A 22844-nucleotide genomic window follows, 5' to 3' on the forward strand; every position below is an offset into this window, starting at 1 on the left:
CCGGAAAAGTTTTTAAGAATATAAGGAGGTAAAAAAGTGGTTCAAGAGTATGATGTAATTGTCATTGGAGCTGGTCATGCAGGAATTGAAGCGGGCTTAGCTTCAGCAAGACGTGGTGCGAAAACGTTAATGTTAACAATTAATTTAGATAATATTGCCTTTATGCCATGTAATCCATCCGTTGGTGGCCCTGCAAAAGGTATTGTAGTGCGTGAAATCGATGCGTTAGGTGGACAAATGGCTAAAACAATTGATAAAACACATATCCAAATGCGTATGTTGAACACTGGTAAAGGACCGGCTGTAAGAGCATTGCGTGCACAAGCAGATAAAGTGTTATATCAACAAGAAATGAAACGTGTAATCGAGGACGAAGATAACTTAGATATTATGCAAGGCATGGTGGATGAGTTAATTATTGAAGATAATGAAGTGAAAGGCGTACGTACGAATATTGGAACAGAATACCGCTCTAAAGCAGTAGTTGTTACAACAGGTACGTTCTTACGTGGTGAAATCATCTTAGGTAATATGAAATACTCTAGTGGTCCAAACCATCAATTACCTTCTATCACTCTAGCTGACAACTTAAGACAACTTGGATTTGATGTAGTTCGATTCAAGACAGGTACGCCTCCACGTGTGAATGCTAAAACAATCGACTATTCTAAAACTGAAATTCAACCCGGTGATGATGTGGGTCGTGCATTTAGTTATGAAACGACTGAATATATTTTAGATCAATTACCTTGTTGGTTAACATATACAAATGGTGAAACACACAAAGTGATTGATGATAATCTTCATTTATCTGCGATGTATTCAGGTATGATTAAAGGTACTGGTCCTAGATATTGCCCATCAATTGAAGATAAATTTGTTCGTTTTAACGATAAACCTAGACACCAACTTTTCTTAGAGCCTGAAGGTCGTAATACGAATGAAGTGTATGTACAAGGTTTATCTACAAGTCTTCCTGAACATGTTCAACGTCAAATGTTAGAGACAATTCCTGGTCTTGAAAAGGCAGACATGATGCGCGCAGGTTATGCAATCGAATATGATGCGATTGTGCCTACACAGTTATGGCCAACCCTTGAAACAAAATCAATTAAGAACTTATATACTGCAGGTCAAATTAATGGTACGTCAGGGTACGAAGAAGCGGCAGGACAAGGTATCATGGCAGGTATTAACGCAGCAGGTAAAGTGCTAGGTACTGGAGAGAAAATCTTAAGTCGTTCTGATGCATATATCGGTGTATTAATTGATGACTTAGTGACTAAAGGAACTAATGAACCATATAGATTATTAACTTCTCGTGCTGAATACCGCTTATTGCTACGTCATGATAATGCAGATTTACGTTTAACTGATGTAGGTTATGAGTTAGGCATGATTTCTGAAGAACGCTACGCACGCTTTAATGAGAAACGTCAACAAATTCAAAACGAAATTCAACGCTTAACTGACATTCGTATTAAACCAAACGATCACACTCAATCTGTTATCGAGTCAAAAGGTGGCTCACGCTTGAAAGATGGTATCTTAGCAATTGATTTATTACGTCGTCCTGAGATGACTTATGATACGATTTTAGAGATTCTAGAAGAAGACCACCAACTACCTGATGCAGTTGAAGAACAAGTTGAAATACAAACGAAATATGAAGGTTATATCAATAAATCTTTACAACAAGTTGAAAAAGTAAAACGTATGGAAGAGAAGAAAATTCCTGAAGACTTGGATTATAGTAAAGTAGATAGTTTAGCTTCTGAAGCTAGAGAAAAATTAGCAGAAGTAAAACCATTAAATATTGCACAAGCTTCACGTATATCTGGTGTAAATCCAGCAGATATCTCAATTTTACTTGTCTATTTAGAACAAGGGAAACTTCAAAGGGTGAATCAATAATGAGTGTAGAATGGCTATCTAAGAAATTAAGTGAACATGGCATTGAATTGTCTGAAACGCAAAAAGAACAATTCCAAACGTACTATCAATTACTTGTTGAGTGGAATGAAAAGATGAACTTAACAAGTATTACGGAAGAACATGATGTATACTTAAAACACTTCTATGATTCAATTACACCTAGCTTCTATTATGACTTCGATGGAGAATTAAGCATTTGTGATGTTGGAGCTGGTGCAGGATTTCCAAGTATTCCTTTGAAAATAGTTTTTCCTGAATTGAAGGTAACGATTGTGGATTCACTTAATAAACGAATTCAATTTCTCAACCACTTAGCCGCAGAGTTAGGTCTCCAAGATGTCAGTTTTGTGCATGATCGTGCTGAATCTTATGGTAAGGGAGCCTACAGGGAGTCTTATGATATCGTTACAGCACGTGCTGTTGCACGTCTTACTGTATTGAGTGAATTATGCTTACCTTTAGTTAAAAAAGGTGGCCAATTTATCGCACTTAAGTCATCTAAAGGCGAAGAGGAATTGCAAGAAGCGAACTTTGCTATTAATATTTTAGGTGGAAACGTGAAAGAAACATTTTCATTTGAATTGCCTGAGGATGCTGGTGAAAGACAAATGATAGTGATTGATAAACGTAGACAGACTTCTAAGAAATACCCAAGGAAACCAGGTACGCCAAACAAATCTCCACTACTTGAGAGCTAAGAAGAGACATACTATATAACAAATAATTGAGAGGGAGAGAATGGATAATGAAGAAACCTTTTTCAAAATTATTTGGTTTAAAAAATAAAGATGACATCGTTGGTTATACTGAAGAAGAGCGCAATAATAATGTTGAATCCATTCATATTGAACGTATCGTACCCAATCGTTATCAACCAAGACAAGTATTTGAGCCAAATAAGATAAGAGAATTAGCTGAATCGATTGAAGAACATGGGTTATTGCAACCCATCGTTGTACGTCCGATAGAAGAGGATATGTTTGAAATTATTGCTGGTGAGCGTCGATTCAGAGCATTACAATCATTGCATAAACCACAAGCTGACGTCATTATTCGTCACATGAATGATGAAGAAACGGCAGTAGTTGCGTTAATTGAGAATATTCAACGTGAGAATTTATCTGTGGTTGAAGAAGGGGAAGCTTATAAAAAATTGCTTGAAATAGGAGATACTACGCAAAGTGAATTAGCGAAGAGTCTAGGTAAAAGTCAAAGTTTCATCGCTAATAAATTACGCTTATTAAAACTTGCTCCTAACGTGATTAAACGTCTTCGTGAAGGAAAGATAACTGAAAGACACGCCCGTGCTGTCTTAGTTTTACCCGAAGATGAGCAAGAAGAATTAATTGAGCAAGTCATTAATCAGAAATTAAACGTTAAACAAACTGAAGATAAAGTACGTCAAAAGACAGGTCCTGAAAAAGTTAAAGCTCAGACTTTCCAATTTTCACAAGATGTGATTCAAGCGAGAGATGAAGTGGGTAAAAGTATTGAAGCCATCGAGCAGTCTGGCTTACGTGTTGAACATAAAGACAAAGACCATGATGACTATTATGAAATAAAAATTAGAATATATAAGAAATAGTAAGAAAAGAACGAGTTAATGCAGTATATTGTTGCACTAACTCGTTTTTTTATTGAAAGTATTTACTTTTTAAATAGTTTAAAAGGCGTGACTCTAAGTAAGATTTTACCATTGTGATTACGGTTGTCTGTGACCACTTTTACAATGGATTGGGCAGCTTCACTGACGGTACGCATGAGTAGACCTTTTTGATGATTGTTTAAATCAGTCGTCACTCCACCTGGCATAATACCGAAAATTTCGACTGGTATTTTACTTTTCTTGAATTGTCTTGCAAAGAGCTTAATCATTGAGTTAAGTGGTGCTTTCGTTGCAATGTAACTAAATGGTTCGAAGAAACTTGATGGTTTCAAAGGGATGGTTAAATTCACTATTCTACCTTTATTACGGGCTAAGATTGGTGTGAAAGCTTTAATCATTTGGAAATTACCGAAGAAATTAACCTCTGTTAAAGATCTTAACTCATCAACATCCACATCTAATGGCTTAGCCTGCATATTTCCTGAAACACCTGCATTATTTATTAAGACGTTAATATCACTGTGATGTGCTCTAATGTATTGTGCAGCTGAATCTATTGTTTCATCGTGATTTAAATCTATTCTAACCCATTCTACGTTAATTCCTTCTCGTTGAAGCGTATTAACTGCTTCCATCCCTCTTTGCTCATTTCTAGCCCCGAGTAATATGTACCAACCTTGCTCTCCAAGTTGTCTCGCTGTTTCAAAGCCTATGCCTTTATTCGCACCTGTAATTAAAACTTTTTTACTCAAAGTGATTTTCTCCTTTATATGTTTGATGAAGGGATGTTAATTGAATTTTCGAGAATTTAAAAAAGATTAGAAATTTAATTCAGTTACCTCATGAATGATATATGTTGGATTCTCAGATTTTAATTCCTCAATACTGTGTGTACCCCAAGTGACTGCACATGATGCCACTTTTGCGCTATTTGCCATTTGCATATCAAATATAGCGTCCCCGATATAAATAGTTTCTTCATTTTCTAATTGGTATTTATTCAAGATATAGTTGATGCCATCAGGTGAAGGTTTATAATGATTAACTTTGTCTGACCCTATTACTTCTGTAAATAAGTGATCTATGTCTAAGATCTCTAAGTTACGAATGAGCACATCTGTTTTCTTACTTGATACTACAAATAACTGTTTATCTTTTGAGAGTGATTGGAGTTGTTCAGTCATATGTTTATAAAGTTTTAAATAAGATGATTCAACCTCTTTATAATTTTGCCTAAAGGTTTTGATAAGCGCTTCTAACTGATGGTCATCTAAATCAACGGAACTCATTAAACTGAATGACTTTTCTATTGGTATTCCCATATAATACTCAATCAGATTTACTGTCGGTTCTTCTAGCCCTCTTTCTTTAAAAGATTTTTGAGTAGCAACTATACTACATTCTTTAGAATCTACAATTGTACCATCGAAATCAAAGATTAAATTTTTGTACATGAATGTCTAACCTCACTTAATTAGAAAATGATTTTATAAAAACTTTAACATAAATCTATCAAGCAACAAACTAAACTATAAATAAGTTATTTTAGATAATGCAAAAACTTTAATAATTGTTTTACGTGAAACACATACTATTGGTATTTTTAGAAAATTAGGTATTTTAGTGGAAATGTTTACAACGCACTATAACCGATTTACACTAAAAGTAAACGAAACGTTTCGTTTAATAATTAAAATTGATAAGAAGGGTTATTGTGTTTGGTATATCGATTTCAAGTGCTATTCTCCATTTTGTAATAGGTGGTCTTGCAGTTGCGCTCGCATCAGTTATGGCAGATAAAGTCGGTGGTAAGTTAGGTGGTATTATAGCCACTATGCCGGCAGTCTACCTTGCTGCAGTGATTGCTTTAGCTATAGATCATCGAGGTCAACAACTGATTCAAATGTCTATACATCTTAGTACAGGTGCGATTGTAGGAATTATATCTTGTATAGTTACTGTATTCTTTACCTCACTATTTATAGGTAAAAGAAATTATAAGAGTGGGACTATATTTTCAATTATATGTTGGCTTGTCATTTCTATAGCAATATTTGTAGTTAGACATATTTAATGATGGAGGCATTGTAATAATGAAATTAGTATTAATAAAGTTTCTCGTTGGTGGATTTGCAGTATTAGTGAGTTACATTGTATCAATGGTATTACCTTGGAAAGAGTTCGGAGGTATCTTTGCAACTTTTCCAGCAGTGTTCTTAGTTTCAATGTTTATCACAGGCATGCAATTTGGTGATAAGATGGCAATGCATGTGAGTAGAGGCGCAGTCTTTGGTATGATAGGCGTATTATTTAGTATTTTAGCTACTTGGGGACTTTTACAATCAACACAAATGTGGTTAGTTAGTATTATTGGTGGATTTATTGTATGGTTTGTAAGTGCAGTAGTTATATTTGAAATTGTTGAATTTATTACGCATAAAAGAAGGGTTAAACATGGCTGGAAGACCGAAAGATCCAACAATAAATAAGAAAATTTATGAAGAAATTAACCGTTTATTAGAAACAATACATTTTAGAGACATAACAATTGATCAGATTTCGGAAAATACTGGTATCTCTAAAGCGACGATTTATCGTAGATGGAAAGATAAATCGTCAATTATTATGGATATGTTTGTTGAACAATCACAAAAGATATTTATCCATGAGAGCGACAATTTATATGAAGATTTGTATCATTTTTTAGTGAAAATCAAAGATATTTATAAGACGAAATTAGGTAGTGCAGTGATTGAAATTTTAATCAGTCATCAACAGATCGAAGCACGAGAAACGTTTATGACAGATTATTTTAATAGTAATCGAAGAACATTAAAAAAGATTATCAGCAAGCATATTAAAGATGAAGAGCAAGACTTATTTATAGATCTTATCTTCTCGCCTATTTACTTCAATATATTAATCAAACCCGACTCATTAGATGAAAATTACATTGAAAAGATGTTGAATAGAATTATCGAAGCGTATGAACCAGTAAAGAAAGAGTAAACGTTCCTTAAATAAGGAACGTTTTTTTTTGTAGAGGGTAGACTGAACGAAGTGTTAGTTTCTTATTTGTATGCAGTTTATTAATATCTAATGATCAGACAACTTTTTATTTAATAAAATATAGTAATAACATTAATAATATTGAAATCGGAATAATGATACTTTCTGCTCTCATCATTGATTTAGAAAGATTTTTAAATTCTTTATCTGAGGCATTATTGTTTTTTAATTTAAAGTATTTTATTCCAAGATATATGGCAGGTAACAAATGAAGTAGTAAAAAAACTATTAGTATAGTAATCATCAAAATCCTCCTCCAAAAAAATAATAGCATCTAATGAAAGCGAGCAACAAATAAAGGATAACTAATGTATTTTGCATTTTTACTTCTTCTAGTGTGTTAATTAAATTAATAAGAGTTCATGCATTAATATTACCAAACCCCTCACTACTCGAGATAGTGAGGGGATTTTTAAGTTATTGGCTAATAACGTATATTTTCGTATTATTATGCTTAAATAGCCATTTGGGAAAATAACACAATAATACAACCATGATTGTAGTAATGATGTGAACAAGAGCTTAAACCGTCTAATTTAATTATTAAATTAGCTATCTGACTCTTTCTACTTTGCTTATTTTATCTTTTTTGATTTATGTTGTTTTATTCCGAAAATGAAAGTTGGCATCATTATTGAACAAACAAGACATAACCAAAATATAATCTTTAAAAATATAGTTAAAACCATTGATTTCACCTTCTTAAAATTCAATGTAGAATGAAAATTATATATAGAGAATATTAATGTTTTTCTTGATTTAAATATATATTAAAAAATCAAACATCTCAAAATGTTGTCTTTAGTTTGGTAGTTTTTTGGAATTTATTTCCCATCTTTATTTTGCGACTTCCCATTTTTGCTAATATAATATGCACCCCATTAAGTTAGATTCATAGCCATTACTAATGGAGTGCACATCACATCGAAGTTATTTTTTCTTTTTCTCATTCAAACTAATAATAATTGGTAACATACCACAACAAATGATTATCAATAATATTAATCCTGAATTCATTTTTGTACCTCTTGTGATTATTTAGTGTTCATATTTGGCATTGATTGACCAGAAGCTCCACTTATTAAACCAAATCCAACTAATAAAACTAGAGCAACGATACCTAATATAATAGATGTTTTCTTAGATAAGCGACTCGTTGAGTAATAAACTACGCCTGTTAAAAATGCTTTTAATAAGTTAGTTAAGTTTAATGCCATTAAAAATTTGTTGCCTTTAGCGAAGATGTTTAAACTGTCTAATTTATATTCAAGAATACTTAATCCAAATAATAGTTGGATAATAATGATAATAAGAGAGAAAGCATTAATTATAATTGAGTATGAAAGTGCAGCAGAAAAGATACTGCTACCTTTAGCATCAGATTTAAATATTTTAGAAATAACTAAGAAAATCACAAAAACTATTCCAGCGTTAAAAAGCATGCCAAAGAAACCAGTTATTATTGTCATTATCAAGTAAACTCCAGAATTCATCTGACCATTAGTTTGTGATAATACAGAATCTTTTGTAGCAAAGTAACTTACGAATGCAGTTATTATGGCTAAAACTATTAGAATTAACAACTTCACTAACCATTTTGGATTTTCTCTTAACTTACTAAAATGATTTACAAATGGAATGCTTGAGTTTTCTAGTTGATTATTTTCGATATTTTGATTTTCCATAATATGTATATCTCCTTTGTTTATTAATATCACTTAAATGTTAACATTTAAATCTATTTTATAAAATAAGCAATTTAAAATTTTAGTTAAATTTCATTGCCTATACATAATAATTTTAGAGAATGAATGTTTTTTCAATATTAACATTTCTAAGATTTTGTAAATTTTATATATATAAAATATTACTAATTTTACATTTGTGTTATCATTTCAATTGCAATCAATTATTAAGGAGAAATAGATATGAAAAAGAAAATATTGTGGATCATCATAGGAATTGCAATCATTCTATTATTAATTATCGCTGCTTTTATCGTGAAACAGGTAAATGGGTCAGGTAAGAAAGACAGTGAAGGTTACGATACATATACAGTTAAGAAGGAGACACCTATTAGTTTAGAGGGGAAAGCTTCTCCTAAATCTGTAAAAACATATAATAATAACAGCTCAATTGGGACATTTTTAAGTGCATCTGTTGATGATGGACAGAAGGTTAAACAAGGGGATCGTTTAATTAATTATGACACGAATGCTAGTAAACGTGAACAATTAGCAAATAAAGTGAACCAAGCACAAAGTCAAGTGAATGATGATTATCAAAAGATTAATCAAAGCCCTAATAATAGCCAATTGCAATCTAAACTTACTCAAGATCAAAGCTCATTAAACGAAGCACAACAGTCATTAGCACAACACGACAGACAAGTGAATGACAGTATGTATGCTTCATTTGATGGTAAAGTAAATATCAAAAATGATTCAGATGTTGGTGATGGACAACCGATTTTACAATTAATTTCAGATAACCCTCAAATTAATGCGACCGTTACAGAATTTGATATTAATAAAATTAAAGAGGGAGATAAAGTCGACGTTACTGTAAATAGTACAGGTAAAAAAGGTGAAGGTAAGATTATCAAAATTGATGAGCTTCCTACTAGTTATGATTCCGGTAGTGAGGGTGAAGCAGCTGGTGGTGCTCAAGCAGGCGGTGAAGAAGGTGAAGGTTCAGGCGCTCAAGCTTCTAATCCAACTGTGAATAATCCTTCTGGAGGTAAAGAAGGCGACACATCTAAATACAGAGTAGTTATTGGAGATTTAGATATCCCAGTTAGATCAGGTTTCTCTATGGATGCGAAGATTCCTTTAAAAACTAAAAAACTACCTGATAATGTATTAACTAAAGATAACGATGTGTTCGTGGTTGATGAAAATCATAAAGTTCATAAACGTGATATCAAAATTGAACGAAACAATGGTCAAATCATTGTTAAAAAAGGACTTAAGTCTGGTGATAAAGTCATTAAAAATCCTAAAGGTAATTTAAATGATGGAGAAAAAGTTGAGGTGTCATCATGATTGAGTTGAAAAAAATCAATCGACACTTTAAAAATGGTAATGAATCTAATCATATTTTAAAGGATATTGATATTCATATTGATGAAGGAGAGTTTATCGCTATCATGGGTCCTTCAGGATCAGGTAAAAGTACGCTCATCAACATATTAGGATTTATCGATCGCGGATATGAAGGGGAATACCTTTTCAATAAAGAAAATTATCAAAAAAGTTCAGACAATAAGCTTGCTGAAATTCGAAACCATACTGTAGGGTTTGTCTTTCAAAACTTTAAATTAATCCAAAATAATACAATTCTTGAGAATGTTAGTATCCCTCTTATTTATAACGGAATAGGGAGTAAAGAGCGTAAAAATAAAGTTTTAGACGGTCTTCAAGACGTCGGTCTTAAAGGTAAAGAAGATTTATTGCCGAATAAATTATCAGGTGGTCAACAACAACGTGTGGCCATCGCTAGAGCGATTATAAATAATCCGAAGTTTATTATTGCTGATGAACCTACAGGTGCGCTTGATTCTAAGACGTCTCAAGATATTATGGAACTCTTCGTTAAACTAAATAAAGAAAAAAGAACGACGATGATTATGGTTACACATGACCGTGATGTAGCGGATAAAGCTGATCGTATTATTCATATTTTAGATGGTCGTGTGCGAGAGGAAGAGGTGTTGACGCATGAATAACTTTTCTAATGTTATTGCTGTCGCCTTTCGCTCAATTTTAAAGAATAAACGTCGAAACATCTTTACGATGATTGGGATTATCATCGGTATCGCAGCTGTCATTACTATTATGTCTTTAGGTAATGGATTTAAGAAATCAACAAATGAACAATTTGATGAAGCGGGTGCGGGTAAAGATCAAGCTTCTATTTCATTTATGACTGAGAATATGGAGGCACCTAAGAATAATCCGTTTAAACAAGAAGATATAAGTGTAGTAGAACAAGTTAAAGGTGTTAAGAATGCCAAAATCAAAGAAGACGATGATAGCACGTATTCAGCTAAAATCACCAATTCACATGGTGGCGGTGATGTCAGTCTTAAAAAACAAAACGAGCTTACCGATGTAGACAAAGGCAAAGGTTTTACTAAAGATGATAATGACACTGAAGAGAAAGTCGCTGTCATTGATAGTAAACTTGCGAAAAAAGTGTTTAACAATAATGCGATAGGTAAGTCTATCTATGTGAATGGTGAAGGATTTAAAGTTGTTGGTGTATCTGAAGGTTCAGGAATGGACGCTGGCGGTATGGGAATGCCTGAAGAATCGACTGTGCAACTTCCTACTAAGACGTTCAATAAATATATGGGTAACTTGTCTCAGGGTATGCCTCAATTATTAGTTACTGTGGATAAGAGTTCTGCGAAAAAAGATGTTGGTAAAAAAGTTGAAAAAGAACTAAATAAAAAAGGTACTGGCACATCTGAAGGGCAATATAGTTATCAAGACAATGAAGAAATGATGAAAGGTATCGGAAAAGTATTAGATACCATTACTTACTTTGTTGCAGCAGTTGCAGGTATTTCACTCTTTATTGCTGGTATTGGTGTGATGAATGTGATGTACATTTCAGTTACTGAGCGTACAGAAGAAATTGCAATCCGACGTGCATTTGGTGCCAAAGGTCGAGATATCGAAATACAATTCTTGGTCGAGAGTGTGGTCCTATGTCTTATTGGTGGTATTATTGGATTAATACTCGGTATTATCATAGCGACACTAATTGATGCTGTGACGCCAGAAATGGTTAAGAGTTCCGTCAGTCTAGGCTCCGTAATCTTAGCTGTTGGTGTATCTACTCTTATTGGTATTGTGTTCGGTTGGATACCAGCACGTGCCGCATCTAAGAAAGAATTAATTGATATTATTAAATAACGATTGCTTCTATATAATTATCTTAAAAGCGTGAGTAGTTACTTTTATGCAGACTACTCACGCTTAAATTTTAATAATTGTTATTAAAAAATTGATTTAATTGAAGTTACTTTATCTAATGATATTAGAGTAGGTCTTTTTATTTTAAATCATACTTTTCCTCAAAATGATGACGCTTTCTATATTCTCTGTATTTTTTATCATTATCAAAACGCTCTTGATATTTCATTTTTAACTCTGCATCTCCCGTTACTTTACCATCATCATTAACCTCATATTGATATGTATTATAGGGCTCATCTTTAAAAGTAACAACTACGTCCCGTTCTTCAGTATTCAACGTGAAATTGGGTTTCTCTGTTTTAATTTTGTTTTCCCAACCTTTTTGCTTAAGTACACTGTGAACTTTTGCTTCGAGTTTATCTTCTTCATGTTTTTGATAATTTAAATAAATATGTTTACCTAAAGTGAAAATTAATATAGGGACAACAATTAAAGCAATAAGAATACTTATTGGAATAATATAATTTGATGTATATTCTTTTTTCATATTTAATCTCCTTAACTAAGTATTTTTATTCTTTTAATATTTTGTAAAATTTAAATAAATAATACAATTTTATGATATGTTTTTTAATGAGACACAGTCAAGTCATAGGAGGAAATCAATGAAAAAGTTAATAACTAGTTTATTATGTACTACAATATGTGGCACAGTTTTAACTACAGGAAGTATAGACGCTCAAGTTGAGGCTCAACTAACTCTAATTCGTTGAAAGAACTTCAAGATGAAGGTGTTGTGTCTAAATCAATTACTGAAGAACAATGGAAGCAAATTCAAGCTAAAAATCGTGAAGAAGAAGCAAAGTTTGAGAGAACAGCTGAAGAACAATGGCAGAAACAACAAAAACAAGACCAAATAGATCGAGAAAATCGTAAAAGAAAAAAGAAATTTCATTTGAAAAAAGGTGACTATTTCATCACAAATGGTGTAAGCGCCAAAGGGCTCACAGGTCATGCTGCGATTTACGTAGGGAATGGATACATTAAAGAAGCTCGTGGATATGGAAAATCTACAAGGACAAAAAGCTTTCGAAAATGGAAATATAGTACTTTAAAAAAGAAAAAAGGACACCCCAAACATCGTTATATCAGTGTATATCGAGCATCAAAAAAATATAGAGGCAAAGCTAGAAACTATGCGAAATCTCATTTTAATCATGTGCCCTATAATATAACGCCGAATCCATATTCAAAAGGAGCTACATATTGTTCGAAACTTGTTTGGCAATCTTATTATTATGGTGCCGGACCATCCTCAGTTCGCCCTTTCTCTCAACCACAATTCATTATTTATCCATATGCTCTCCATCGGTATATCAAGTCAAAACCGGTTCGGATATATACAAGAGGTTAAAATGATTAAGGTATTAAATGTATAAAATATACGAAAGTACTACTCATAATACATCATTATATTAACTCATCGAAAAGAGAGTGGGACAGAAAACATAATTTGTCAAAATTATTTTCGTCGTCCCACCCCAACTTTCATTGTTTGTAGAATTTCTTCCTAAAGAAATTCTCTATGTTGGGGTCCCGCGACAAGGATGACTAGGATTGAAAGAAGCTTGATATAAGCGCACTTTCAATTCAGACATCTACTGCCAACATATTGAGTGAGGTTGAGACAATGAATTACGTCTCAGCTTCTTTTTTACTCAAAGAGACTATTTATTTTCATAAAGAAATATTTTTATGCAATTTATCTTAAAACAAATACTTATCAACAAGATAGATTTATGTGAAAAAGATTTTAAATAACTTCAAAAGAGAATCTTACTAATTTTTATGAGAAACATGTCCCACTTGTTTATTGCAGGTGGGTTTTATAATGAAATATATAATTGACTATTGTCAGAAAATTATTAAAGCACTCCTCAGTCTAAAAGCTAAAGACCGTGTTATTATAATAGCCACACATGATCAATTAATAGCAAAACAATGTGATGAAATAATAAATGTAGAAGATTATAGAGTTTAACATAGTGAAGCTGGAAAGTTGTTATTTAATTCAGACTTTCCAGTTCTTTATTTAGAGACGATGCAATAAGTAAGTGTAGTCAACGTAAGTGTTAAAACGATACTTAAAACAAAGGTAGTAATGATTCTTTCTTTAAGAGACACATGACGTAAACCCACGAAAACTGTGACACTAAAAAAGACTAAACTACTAATTAAATATAAAATAAAAGCTATCCATATAAATGTATTAGGGCTGTTTAGAAATTGTTGGTAACTCTCCATTAAAAATAACCTCACACATATTATTTAGTACTTAATATATCAAATTACAGGTAATCTATCGAATTATAATAATTATTTGTTAAATTGAAAATATAGAAGAAAGCAAAATATAAAAATACAAATTTTAACAAAACTTTAATAAAAAAAGTTAAAAAAATTAAACGTTTGTATGTTAATTTAAAGATAGCAGTTATATTTTCAATCTTTATAAGGGAAAAAACTTATAGAGGTGATTATTTTGAAAAATTATAATGAAAAGAAAAGATTTAGTATTAGAAAGTACGCTGTCAGAGTCGTGTCTATTGTCACAGGTATAACGATTTTTATTGGGGGACAACAAGCACATGCCGCAGAAGAGACAAACCAACAAATTAATAAACCTTCACATTCAAATGAAACAACTCAAACTGCTCAAAAGAATTTAAAAGAAAATGAATCACGGCCAAGTGAGTCTGAGTTATCATCTTCAAAAACTTCTCAACCACAGCAATCGGAATCAACTCAATCTACTCAAGCACAACAAACGAATCCAACTCAACATCCTCAAGATAAAGAAAACTCTCAAAATCAGTCATTAGAAAGCACGAAAGAAGCAACTAATCATAACGATACTCCAGACACATCAGAAGCGATTGATACTAAGAAGGAAGAATCAGATAATCAAGACGTCCTTCCGTCTAAAAAAACACAAGGTAGTGAAAAAACATCTGATAGTACATCTACGCAAGATAGAGTAGCATCAACTGATAACAAGCAATATAAATCAGAAACGCAATCAACAGAAACCAAATCAGAAAATGATAAAGTAACTCAAAGTAACTCAAGCGATAATCCTTCTGAATCTCAAGAATCAACTAAGTCGCAAGATCAACAAGACCCTCAAGATAAACCAGATTCACAGCACTCACAAAAATCTGAGGATAATTTATCAACTCGTGATACTACATACCCAAAAGAATCTAAACAAAATTCCTCATCTTCACAACCTCAAGAAACAACGCAAGAGTCTCGAAACAACAAAGACGAAACTGACAATGATAATCCTCAGTCTAAGGGTGCCCATCAATCATCACAAAATACTCAACTTCGATCTACTGAAAACAATGATGACCCGAAAGACTCAACTCAATTAAAATCTTCAAATAAAGAACAAGATACTCGGGAACAAAATAATGAAAAAGAAGTAGACCAACCAACTAAGAAAACTCCATCCATGAAACAAGAAAATAAAAATACTACAAAAAAATCAGTTAAAACAGATAAAACAGAAAGACCGACTTCCACAGCACCAAAAACACTACAATCTCATCAACCGAACAAACTTTCTAAACAAACGCTACAAGCTCAATATAAAAATCAATATCCTGTCGTGTTCGTTCATGGTTTTGCTGGTTTAGTCGGTGAAGATGCGTTTACACTTTATCCAAATTATTGGGGTGGAGGTAAATATAATATTAAAAGTGAATTGACTAAACAAGGTTACCGTGTACATGAAGCAAATATTGGTGCATTTAGCAGTAACTATGATCGTGCGGTTGACTTGTACTACTACATTAAAGGCGGTCGCGTAGACTACGGTGCAGCTCATGCGGCTAAATATGGTCATCATCGTTATGGTAGAACATATGAAGGTATTATGCCGGATTGGGCACCTGGTAAAAAAATTCATTTAGTTGGTCATAGTATGGGTGGTCAAACGATTCGTTTGATGGAGCATTTCTTAAGAAATGGAAATCAAGAAGAAATAGACTATCAACGTCAACATGGTGGTACGGTATCAGATCTCTTCAAAGGTGGAAAAGATAATATGATATCAACTATTACTACTGTAGGAACACCACATAATGGTACGCCTGCTGCCGATAAATTAGGTACACGTAAAATTGTTAAAGATGCAATGAATCGTATAGGACGTCTAAGTGGTAGTAGATTGCTAGATTTAAATTTAGGCTTTTCTCAATGGGGCTTTAAACAAAAACCAAATGAAAGCTATATAGAATATGCTGAACGCGTTGCAAATAGTAGAATTTGGGATACTGAAGACCAAGCAATTAATGATTTAACAACTGCTGGTGCTGAAAAGTTAAATAAAATGACAAACTTAAACCCTAATATTGTATACACAACTTATACAGGTGCAGCTACGCATACTGGCCCTCTAGGATTTCAAATACCAGACGTAAGACAGTTATTCGCAATGGATATAACGAGTCGTATCATTGGTAGAGATAAAAATAAAAATGTAAGAGTGAATGACGGTCTAGTACCTGTATCATCGTCAATATATCCTACTGCTCAAGCATTCAAAAAAGTAGGCTTCTTGAACCCAGCTACAAGTAAAGGGGTTTGGCAAGTCAGACCTGTACAAAACGGTTGGGATCATGCAGATTTAATCGGCCTTGATCTCCCTGATTTCAAACGTACTGGTGCTGAATTAGGAAAATATTATTTAGGTATGATAAATAATATGATGAGAGTTGAGGAATTAGATGGTCTAACTAAAAAATAATAACTTCACATAGTAAAAACACCCTCAAAGGATGTGTCGAACTGTACTGACATCTCCAATGAGGGTGTTATTTTTTTTATGATTAAGTTATTGATCTTCTTTTTCTTCACGACGTTTTAAGAAATATGCGCCTCCTAATAGTCCAACAGGAATACCTGCGATAGGCGTAATAATATTACTTAAAACAAATACAATGACAACTAACATTAAGATATTGAACCAGTTAATAGTTAAATTTTTTAAATCCTCATATGATTGTTTGATTAAATCTTTAATTTTCATAATAAATACCATCCTTTTTTAATTAATTATTTGAAAAATCCTTTTTAAATTGAGCGCTTAATGACACGATTTGAGTGTATAAATGCTATAAGAGCAAAGATGAGGTAGATGACTGTGTAAACAATCATTACTAGGAATACAGGTACCATTGTTACATTGCCCATAACATGCATAAAGGCTAGTGCCGCAAATAACGCATGTAGTAGAGCTATAATTAAAGGTAATCCAAAGTTGAATAAAATCTTTAATAATAACCCTTTAGACATATCAGAATTAGTAAATCCGATTCGTCGTAAGACTTTAAAGTTATCGATTTCATCTTCAGTTTCATCCATTTGTTTAATGTAAATAATACATCCAGCTGCGATTAAGAACGCTAATCCTAAGAATGAAGTTACAAATATGAAAATACCATTTGTTGCGTCCACCACTTTTTTCAATTCATCTTTAGAAGTTACATTTGGATCAACTTTCGACGCGATACGTTCAGCTTTTTTCATATCGCTATGATGTTTAATATTAAATCCATAAACGTGCGCAGTATTTTTATCTGTTTTTAATGAATTGTATACTTTAGGACTTACTTCTACTATAGGAGCTGCATATGATAATTCAGATGGATAAACTTTGGAATCGTCTTTATCTGTTACTTTTACAGTTGTTTTAGACTTACCTTTAACTGTGATACTTTGATTCATATTAAATTTCATCATTCCGATAGCGGTTTTAGTGTTTGTTAATCGAGCGTTATTACCTTTAATATCTTTATTAACAATCATTGACGTATTCTGTGAGAAACCTTCAGAATCATCTTGTAATGTCATAACGTTATCTTTAACTGTTTTAGGATTAATTGACTCATAAGTATGTTTATCGTGTTTAATATTATTTTTATCTAATTGCTGTTCAAATTTATGCGCTTGCTTACCTTTTGAGAAGTCAAAGTCTTGTGGTGTTGATGATTCAATATTATAATCCGAATTTGCTTTAGTAATAGCTGTAAAACAAAGAATTGTAACAGTTAACGCTGAAATGATGGCGATGACTGTTAATGACATCGCATTTTTCTTCATTCTATGCATGATAGAAGATGTACACACCACATCTGTGATTGAAACACGACCATTCTTTGAACGTTTTATCGTTTTAAAAATGAGTGACACTGAACTTCTAAAGAATAAGTAAGCACCGACAATTGTTAAGAATAAAATAATGAATGGTGTAACTAATGCTATAGTAAGTGATTTAAATACACCAAACATTTCAGTTGCCATATAATACCCTAAAGCTATCATTAAGATACCTAGGATACCACCAATAATTTCAGGAACTGTAATACGTGCTTTAGTTGCTTCAGATTGAGAACTATCTTTCATCATTGTTAAGATGCTTCTTCTTTTTAGGAAAAGGTAATTCTGAACAAGTATTAAAACAAAAGCAATGACTAACATTATGATAGTAATGATTAGTGCTTGGGGTTCAAATCCTATTGAAAGATGAACTTTTAACTTCATCAATTTAGAAGCAATGGCAAGTAAAAGTTGTGAACTGAAAATTCCAATGAGCACGCCTAAGATACCTGTAATTACAAATATCGCGAATTGCTCAATACTTAACATTCTAAGAATATTTCCTCTTGTGAGTCCGATAAGTTGGAATAATGCAAACTCTTTTGTACGTCTTTTAACGAATAAGTGGTTCGCGTACATTAAGAATATAATAATAATAATGAATAAAATTGATGCTCCGAAACTAGATCCTTTTTGAATTATTGCCATAGAAGTTGAATTATTAATACTGTGTGAATGCTTCAAAGTTGAGAAACTAAAATAAAGTACGATACTTAATAATAAAGAGAATAAGAACATGCCATAGTGTTTGATGTTCTGTCTTAAATTTTTAAGCGTAATTTGATTAAACGTCATGAGTGACACCACCTAATGCCGATTGCAATTTGATGATTTCTTGATAGAAGTCTTGTTTAGAGTCGTCTCCTTGATAAATTTCAGAATGAATATTACCATCCTTCAACATAATTACTCTCTCAGCAAAACTTGCTGCTGATGGGTCATGAGTAACCATAATAATCGTTGAATTAAATTGTTTGTTCATATCTTCTAATCGATTAAGTAAATCTTGAGCACTTTTCGAATCTAGAGCACCCGTAGGTTCATCGTCAAAGATAATATTTGGCTTATGAACGAAAGCTCGAGCCGCTGCCGTACGTTGTTGTTGTCCACCAGAGATTTCACTAGGATATTTATTTCCCAGGTCATTAATACCAAGAGCTTCTGTCACTTCTTTGTAATTCTGTTCCATTTCGTATTTTTGAATTTTTTGGACTGAAAGTGGAAGCATAATATTTTCTTTAACGGTTAAAGTAGGCAGTACACTATAATCTTGGAAAATGAATCCAAGTTGTTTTTTACGGAAATTTGCAAGCTTTTTATTACTTAGTTTGTTTATTTCATTACCATCGACTTCTACAGAACCTCCTGAGATAGTATCAATAGAACTAAGAACATTTAATAATGTAGTTTTACCTGAACCAGAAGGTCCCATGATTGCTACGAATTCTCCTTTTTCAACTGAAAAACTGATATCTTTAAGTGCTTGGTACTTTTGTTTGTCTCCATATACTTTTGATAATTTGTTAACTTTTAATATCGTCATCTTCTCACTCCTCAATATGTTTATACTTAAATTGTAGAGAGAATCTATGGCTGTTGCCTTTATCTAACCTTACAAATTGCTTGTTGTAACTTACAGGTATGTAAGATTTAATTATCTTTATAAAAATAAAACCACGACCTTTTAAAAGATCGTGGAAATAAATTAATTTAAATTTTTATTGGCGTCTTCAGGAATCTCTCTTTTTTTAACTTCTGAATAACTTAAAACTTGATCCTGTTTTGTTGTTAGCTTGAGATAATGATTTGTTTTTAATTTCTTAGTTGCGGTATAGGTGATTTTCTTGCCATCACCTTTTTTATCATAACCAACAGTTTTATAAGTATAATTATAGAAGTCTGTTCCGAATTTTTCTTTTTTAACAGGTTTATCAGTTTTAACAAAATAATCTTCTTTAGGTATCATAAAATTATATTTATTTAAATCTCGTACTGTGGGGTCGTTTGGATGATGTTCACTATAAATTTTACCCACTAGCATGAGCGCACCAATTAGAAGAATAAAAATGCCTAGTGTAATTGATAGTTTCTTCAAAGCTTTCATAATCTTTCACCATTTATTTCTCTAATTTACTCATTGCTTTTTTAGGAATTTCATCTTTTTTAACTTCTTCATAGCTTCTCACTGTGTTTAATTTTTCTTTAATTTTTAAATAATGATTTGGTTTAAGTTTTTTCATTCCTGTGTATAAGATTTTTTTACTGTTGCCTTTATCATCATAACCAGTAGTCTTATAAACGTTATCAACATCTTCATATTGCTTAGGTTTATGTTTCATTGGTTTAGTCGTTTTCACATAATATTCTTTTGTTGGTTCTAAAGGGTTAGCCATATTTAAACTTTTAACATCTTTGTTATTTGGATGATGATCGCCATAAACTTTTAATCCGAAAAGTAATCCTACTAGTAATAAGATAATAACTACTACAGTAGTTAATGAAATTTTTAATGCTTTCATGAATAAACACTCCTTTGAATTGATTACAATTTCATTGTAGGAGCTTTATTGTAACGTTGCCTTTATCTAATCTTACAAATCAACGATTGAAACTTACACGGTTGAAAGGTTTATAAAATTTGATCCTTCTATGTGTAATTAAGAACGTTTTTAACCTTTAGAACTGTTTGATATGATTACATCAATAACATCAATTTAAAAGTTGAAACACCAGACATGCTTAATATATTTCTTAACTATAAATGAGGTAAAAGTATGAAAATTTCATAGATTTGATGGTGGGTGGCGACAATTTTTTTGGATAGTGGTGGCACTTATTTTACTAGTATTAGTTTTAATGAATGGCTTAAACAATGAAATGGAAGGATATAAATTTGCCTTTCTATTTATAGGAATATTTCTTGCGCCTATGATTTGGCTAATTATCAATATTATAGTCAGCAAAGGTTTTAAAGAAAGTAAATAGATGTAATCAACTAGTGTTGGGAATTTTTAATGTTCATTCTCAACATTTTTTAATTATTTGGGATATTAAAAAACAATTTGTATTACATAATTAATTTATGAGATGATGCAGTTAAATAACATTGTAAATCATTGAGTTTGGTTAAATCTTAATATGAATTTAAAAAACAATTGTTATAATTTTTATGAAACTTTAAAGACTATAAAGGAGTATGTTTATGAAAAGGTTAATACTATTAATTGGTTTGTTAAGTTTAGCATTTATCCTCACAGCTTGTGGGGGAACTGGAAAGCAGAAAGAACCTTCGAAGGAAAGTCAAAAATCAGATAAATATGAATACGTATATTATGAAGTACTAAATGATGGTGGAGAAGACACGCCTAATGTAGAGATTAAATATAAAGACAATAAAGGTAAATCACATTTAGAGAAAACAGATTTAAAACATGTTTATGAACATATTTTAAGTGATGGAAATAAAAAACCATACATAGTTAAAGATGGTAGCAAAATTCATGTCTATCGCCCACCTTACATGACATACGGCGATGATGATGTTGAAGGTAAAGCAGTTTCTAAAGATGAAGTATCTAAATAAGAAAAGGTGAGTTGATGAAAGGTAAAATATTAAAATTTATAAGTTTAATGATTATTTTCACTACAGCCTCACTTGGTATGTTATCAACGGAATTAGACGCTGCAACATCAGGAGGGTCTAGTAGTTCTAGCTCAAGTAGTTCAAGTAGTAGTTCATCATCAAGTGCTTCCTCGTCAGCTTCAAGAGGCTCAACATCATCTAGTTCATCAATGAGTCGCTCAAGTGCAGCTAATGCGTCACGAGCTGCCCAACAATCAAGCCAACGTGCTGCGCAACAAGCAACTAGAACAAGTAGTATAGCTTCTAGTAGTAATGCTTCGAAGTATAAACAAGGTGTATATCACACTAAATCTCAACAAGCACGTTCAATGATGGCACCAAGACGACGATACAGCTCAGGTGCACCATATACTTCACAATATATGGCGACGTCATACTATAATAATTGGTTATATTTCTATATCATTGCCTCCCAAGAGAATCAGAGTAAGACAAGTAGTGTGAAGTACCAAATGAATATGTTAAAAAATCAAATGAAACCTCATGAAAAATTATACACTGTTACTATACAAACGAATAAAGGTAAACGCGTCATTGTTGTACCAAAAAAACAATACGATAAAATTAAAACCGGTAAGAATGTAAAAATTAAAAATGGTATAGTACAATAGTGAGCATTAAAGGAGAATTAAATCTTTGATAAAAAAATTTATTGAGAATGAACAAAAAAGTGGATATTTAGGTATCTTATGTACCTTAGTATTTGGTTTATTATTTAGTTCAATGTTCACACCATTTATTGGTATACCTGCAGCGTTAGGAGTGGGTTACCTTATCCACACAACTGAAGAAGAATAATTTAAAGAATCAAGGAGCCTAAACCATGAAAAAAGAGATATTAGAATGGATTATTGCAATTGCAGTAGCGCTTATCATTGTTGGATTAGTAACGAAATTCTTGTTTACTTCCTATACCGTCTCAGGTGAGTCTATGCATCCTACTTTTGAAGACAGGGATAAAGTGATGGTCAGCCGAATTTCTAAAACATTGAATCATATTAATTCTGGCGACGTCGTTATTTTCCATGCAACTAAAAAAGATGACTATATTAAACGTTTAATAGGTAAACCTGGAGATACTGTAGAGTACAAGAAAGACCAATTATATTTAAATAATAAGAAAGTGTCGGAACCATATTTAAATTATAATAAGAAACATAAAGTCGGAAAGTATTTAACTGAGAATTTTAAATCTAAAACAGTTAGAGGCGCTAATGGACATATGAAAATCCCTAAAAATAAATACTTAGTATTAGGGGATAATCGTCAAAATAGTGTTGATAGTCGTTATGATGTAGGATTAGTCGATAAAGATCAACTTGTTGGTAAAGTATTATTTAGATATTGGCCGTTAAATAAATGGAAAGGCGGATTCAATCCAGGTACTTTCCCTAATTAATAAAAAATTGCCTCTTAGCAATTTAGACTACCCTCAATTAAG

Annotated in this window: 25 protein-coding genes; 16 read left to right on the forward strand and 9 right to left on the reverse strand. The window is 32.2% G+C overall.

The features are described from left to right. The first annotated feature begins 36 nt into the window (after window positions 1-36). The 3 genes from mnmG to CM54_RS09845 are packed head-to-tail and all read left to right on the forward strand — an operon-like array spanning window position 37 to window position 3520. The gene (mnmG, locus tag CM54_RS09835) at window positions 37-1914 is read left to right on the forward strand and encodes a tRNA uridine-5-carboxymethylaminomethyl(34) synthesis enzyme MnmG (RefSeq protein WP_023349969.1); all 1878 of its coding nucleotides are present in this window, start codon (window positions 37-39) and stop codon (window positions 1912-1914) included. Then, window positions 1914-2633, forward strand: coding sequence for a 16S rRNA (guanine(527)-N(7))-methyltransferase RsmG (gene rsmG / locus CM54_RS09840; RefSeq protein ID WP_002454373.1), 720 nt, complete (start codon window positions 1914-1916; stop codon window positions 2631-2633). Before mnmG ends, rsmG begins: the two co-directional genes overlap by 1 nt. 47 nt (window positions 2634-2680) lie before the next feature. Further along, the gene (locus CM54_RS09845; RefSeq protein ID WP_037550846.1) at window positions 2681-3520 is read left to right on the forward strand and encodes a ParB/RepB/Spo0J family partition protein; all 840 of its coding nucleotides are present in this window, start codon (window positions 2681-2683) and stop codon (window positions 3518-3520) included. Between the two features lie 62 nt (window positions 3521-3582). Here CM54_RS09845 and CM54_RS09850 read toward each other — a convergent pair whose 3' ends face one another. Beyond that, window positions 3583-4293 carry an SDR family NAD(P)-dependent oxidoreductase gene (locus CM54_RS09850; protein WP_023349968.1) on the reverse strand — a complete coding sequence of 237 codons (711 nt, stop codon included), beginning with the start codon at window positions 4291-4293 and terminating at the stop codon, window positions 3583-3585. A 66-nt stretch (window positions 4294-4359) separates the two neighbouring features. Next, the gene (locus tag CM54_RS09855; RefSeq protein ID WP_023349967.1) at window positions 4360-4995 is read right to left on the reverse strand and encodes an HAD family hydrolase; all 636 of its coding nucleotides are present in this window, start codon (window positions 4993-4995) and stop codon (window positions 4360-4362) included. A gap of 260 nt (window positions 4996-5255) precedes the next feature. On the opposite strand from CM54_RS09855, the gene CM54_RS09860 reads away from it, so the two are divergent. From CM54_RS09860 to CM54_RS09870, 3 genes are read left to right on the forward strand one after another with little or no spacing between them, the layout of a single operon-like run. Next, complete coding sequence (locus CM54_RS09860; RefSeq protein ID WP_037550848.1) at window positions 5256-5615, forward strand: DUF3147 family protein; 360 nt, start codon at window positions 5256-5258, stop codon at window positions 5613-5615. Between the two features lie 19 nt (window positions 5616-5634). After that, on the forward strand, window positions 5635-6030 hold the full coding sequence (locus CM54_RS09865; protein WP_037550850.1) for a DUF3147 family protein: 396 nt from the start codon (window positions 5635-5637) through the stop codon (window positions 6028-6030). Further along, window positions 5996-6550, forward strand: coding sequence for a TetR/AcrR family transcriptional regulator (locus CM54_RS09870; protein ID WP_037550852.1), 555 nt, complete (start codon window positions 5996-5998; stop codon window positions 6548-6550). The genes CM54_RS09865 and CM54_RS09870 overlap by 35 nt, the downstream gene beginning before the upstream one ends. Before the next feature lie 1094 nt (window positions 6551-7644). On the opposite strand, the gene CM54_RS09880 is transcribed toward CM54_RS09870, so the two are convergent. Beyond that, the gene (locus tag CM54_RS09880) at window positions 7645-8295 is read right to left on the reverse strand and encodes a YIP1 family protein (RefSeq protein ID WP_037550854.1); all 651 of its coding nucleotides are present in this window, start codon (window positions 8293-8295) and stop codon (window positions 7645-7647) included. 243 nt (window positions 8296-8538) lie between these two features. On the opposite strand from CM54_RS09880, the gene CM54_RS09885 reads away from it, so the two are divergent. From CM54_RS09885 to CM54_RS09895, 3 genes are read left to right on the forward strand one after another with little or no spacing between them, the layout of a single operon-like run. After that, window positions 8539-9654 carry an efflux RND transporter periplasmic adaptor subunit gene (locus CM54_RS09885; RefSeq protein ID WP_037550856.1) on the forward strand — a complete coding sequence of 372 codons (1116 nt, stop codon included), beginning with the start codon at window positions 8539-8541 and terminating at the stop codon, window positions 9652-9654. Further along, window positions 9651-10337: an ABC transporter ATP-binding protein gene (locus tag CM54_RS09890; RefSeq protein ID WP_023349962.1), complete on the forward strand. Its 687-nt coding sequence runs from the start codon at window positions 9651-9653 to the stop codon at window positions 10335-10337. Before CM54_RS09885 ends, CM54_RS09890 begins: the two co-directional genes overlap by 4 nt. Beyond that, on the forward strand, window positions 10330-11532 hold the full coding sequence (locus tag CM54_RS09895) for an ABC transporter permease (RefSeq protein WP_037550858.1): 1203 nt from the start codon (window positions 10330-10332) through the stop codon (window positions 11530-11532). Before CM54_RS09890 ends, CM54_RS09895 begins: the two co-directional genes overlap by 8 nt. 139 nt (window positions 11533-11671) lie before the next feature. Here the strand turns inward: CM54_RS09895 and CM54_RS09900 are convergent, their stop codons facing one another. After that, entirely contained in the window at window positions 11672-12082 is a 411-nt protein-coding gene (locus tag CM54_RS09900) for a DUF3139 domain-containing protein (RefSeq protein ID WP_037550860.1), read from the reverse strand. Window positions 12083-12304: 222 nt separating this feature from the next. Here CM54_RS09900 and CM54_RS09905 point away from each other — a divergent pair, with 222 nt between their 5' ends. From CM54_RS09905 to lip, 3 genes are all read left to right on the forward strand, one after another. Further along, a complete protein-coding gene (locus tag CM54_RS09905; RefSeq protein WP_231469445.1) occupies window positions 12305-12949 on the forward strand; it encodes a hypothetical protein in 645 nt (214 codons plus the stop codon). A gap of 477 nt (window positions 12950-13426) precedes the next feature. Then, a complete protein-coding gene (locus CM54_RS12625) occupies window positions 13427-13576 on the forward strand; it encodes a hypothetical protein (protein ID WP_002454386.1) in 150 nt (49 codons plus the stop codon). Window positions 13577-14077: 501 nt separating this feature from the next. Continuing rightward, on the forward strand, window positions 14078-16348 hold the full coding sequence (gene lip / locus CM54_RS09910; RefSeq protein ID WP_037550863.1) for a YSIRK-targeted triacylglycerol lipase: 2271 nt from the start codon (window positions 14078-14080) through the stop codon (window positions 16346-16348). 87 nt (window positions 16349-16435) lie between these two features. On the opposite strand, the gene CM54_RS09915 is transcribed toward lip, so the two are convergent. The 5 genes from CM54_RS09915 to CM54_RS09935 form a co-directional block, all read right to left on the reverse strand. Further along, window positions 16436-16630 (reverse strand): VraH family peptide resistance protein, encoded by a 195-nt coding sequence (locus tag CM54_RS09915; protein WP_002434632.1) that lies wholly within the window; start codon window positions 16628-16630, stop codon window positions 16436-16438. Between the two features lie 44 nt (window positions 16631-16674). Continuing rightward, window positions 16675-18555, reverse strand: coding sequence for an ABC transporter permease (locus tag CM54_RS09920; RefSeq protein WP_037550865.1), 1881 nt, complete (start codon window positions 18553-18555; stop codon window positions 16675-16677). Then, window positions 18545-19303 (reverse strand): ABC transporter ATP-binding protein, encoded by a 759-nt coding sequence (locus CM54_RS09925; RefSeq protein WP_037550867.1) that lies wholly within the window; start codon window positions 19301-19303, stop codon window positions 18545-18547. Before CM54_RS09925 ends, CM54_RS09920 begins: the two co-directional genes overlap by 11 nt. Before the next feature lie 162 nt (window positions 19304-19465). Continuing rightward, window positions 19466-19864: a YxeA family protein gene (locus CM54_RS09930; protein ID WP_037550869.1), complete on the reverse strand. Its 399-nt coding sequence runs from the start codon at window positions 19862-19864 to the stop codon at window positions 19466-19468. A gap of 13 nt (window positions 19865-19877) precedes the next feature. Continuing rightward, window positions 19878-20279, reverse strand: a complete 402-nt coding sequence (locus CM54_RS09935; protein WP_037550871.1) for a YxeA family protein — start codon at window positions 20277-20279, stop codon at window positions 19878-19880. Window positions 20280-20962: 683 nt separating this feature from the next. On the opposite strand from CM54_RS09935, the gene CM54_RS09940 reads away from it, so the two are divergent. From CM54_RS09940 to lepB, 4 genes are read left to right on the forward strand one after another with little or no spacing between them, the layout of a single operon-like run. Further along, window positions 20963-21343 carry a hypothetical protein gene (locus CM54_RS09940; RefSeq protein WP_037550873.1) on the forward strand — a complete coding sequence of 127 codons (381 nt, stop codon included), beginning with the start codon at window positions 20963-20965 and terminating at the stop codon, window positions 21341-21343. 14 nt (window positions 21344-21357) lie between these two features. Continuing rightward, entirely contained in the window at window positions 21358-22014 is a 657-nt protein-coding gene (locus CM54_RS09945; protein WP_037550875.1) for a hypothetical protein, read from the forward strand. Between the two features lie 25 nt (window positions 22015-22039). Continuing rightward, window positions 22040-22201, forward strand: a complete 162-nt coding sequence (locus CM54_RS12630; protein WP_002434595.1) for a VraH family peptide resistance protein — start codon at window positions 22040-22042, stop codon at window positions 22199-22201. 25 nt (window positions 22202-22226) lie between these two features. Further along, window positions 22227-22802, forward strand: a complete 576-nt coding sequence (gene lepB, locus CM54_RS09950; protein ID WP_002434115.1) for a signal peptidase I — start codon at window positions 22227-22229, stop codon at window positions 22800-22802. The last annotated feature ends 42 nt before the right edge of the window (window positions 22803-22844 follow it).

Source organism: Staphylococcus sp. TE8 (genome assembly GCF_000692055.1).
Lineage (GTDB): Bacteria > Bacillota > Bacilli > Staphylococcales > Staphylococcaceae > Staphylococcus > Staphylococcus capitis.

What these genes read in the sequence shown, in the direction of transcription:
- rsmG (WP_002454373.1), top strand. Translation starts at nt 1,914, where the DNA reads ATGAGTGTAGAATGGCTATCTAAGAAATTAAGTGAACATGGCATTGAA.
- CM54_RS09845 (WP_037550846.1), top strand. Translation starts at nt 2,681, where the DNA reads ATGAAGAAACCTTTTTCAAAATTATTTGGTTTAAAAAATAAAGATGAC.
- CM54_RS09855 (WP_023349967.1), bottom strand. Translation starts at nt 4,995, where the DNA reads ATGTACAAAAATTTAATCTTTGATTTCGATGGTACAATTGTAGATTCT.
- CM54_RS09865 (WP_037550850.1), top strand. Translation starts at nt 5,635, where the DNA reads ATGAAATTAGTATTAATAAAGTTTCTCGTTGGTGGATTTGCAGTATTA.
- CM54_RS09870 (WP_037550852.1), top strand. Translation starts at nt 5,996, where the DNA reads ATGGCTGGAAGACCGAAAGATCCAACAATAAATAAGAAAATTTATGAA.
- CM54_RS09880 (WP_037550854.1), bottom strand. Translation starts at nt 8,295, where the DNA reads ATGGAAAATCAAAATATCGAAAATAATCAACTAGAAAACTCAAGCATT.
- CM54_RS09885 (WP_037550856.1), top strand. Translation starts at nt 8,539, where the DNA reads ATGAAAAAGAAAATATTGTGGATCATCATAGGAATTGCAATCATTCTA.
- CM54_RS09890 (WP_023349962.1), top strand. Translation starts at nt 9,651, where the DNA reads ATGATTGAGTTGAAAAAAATCAATCGACACTTTAAAAATGGTAATGAA.
- CM54_RS09895 (WP_037550858.1), top strand. Translation starts at nt 10,330, where the DNA reads ATGAATAACTTTTCTAATGTTATTGCTGTCGCCTTTCGCTCAATTTTA.
- CM54_RS09900 (WP_037550860.1), bottom strand. Translation starts at nt 12,082, where the DNA reads ATGAAAAAAGAATATACATCAAATTATATTATTCCAATAAGTATTCTT.
- CM54_RS12625 (WP_002454386.1), top strand. Translation starts at nt 13,427, where the DNA reads ATGAAATATATAATTGACTATTGTCAGAAAATTATTAAAGCACTCCTC.
- CM54_RS09915 (WP_002434632.1), bottom strand. Translation starts at nt 16,630, where the DNA reads ATGAAAATTAAAGATTTAATCAAACAATCATATGAGGATTTAAAAAAT.
- CM54_RS09920 (WP_037550865.1), bottom strand. Translation starts at nt 18,555, where the DNA reads ATGACGTTTAATCAAATTACGCTTAAAAATTTAAGACAGAACATCAAA.
- CM54_RS09925 (WP_037550867.1), bottom strand. Translation starts at nt 19,303, where the DNA reads ATGACGATATTAAAAGTTAACAAATTATCAAAAGTATATGGAGACAAA.
- CM54_RS09930 (WP_037550869.1), bottom strand. Translation starts at nt 19,864, where the DNA reads ATGAAAGCTTTGAAGAAACTATCAATTACACTAGGCATTTTTATTCTT.
- CM54_RS09935 (WP_037550871.1), bottom strand. Translation starts at nt 20,279, where the DNA reads ATGAAAGCATTAAAAATTTCATTAACTACTGTAGTAGTTATTATCTTA.
- CM54_RS09940 (WP_037550873.1), top strand. Translation starts at nt 20,963, where the DNA reads ATGAAAAGGTTAATACTATTAATTGGTTTGTTAAGTTTAGCATTTATC.
- CM54_RS09945 (WP_037550875.1), top strand. Translation starts at nt 21,358, where the DNA reads ATGAAAGGTAAAATATTAAAATTTATAAGTTTAATGATTATTTTCACT.
- lepB (WP_002434115.1), top strand. Translation starts at nt 22,227, where the DNA reads ATGAAAAAAGAGATATTAGAATGGATTATTGCAATTGCAGTAGCGCTT.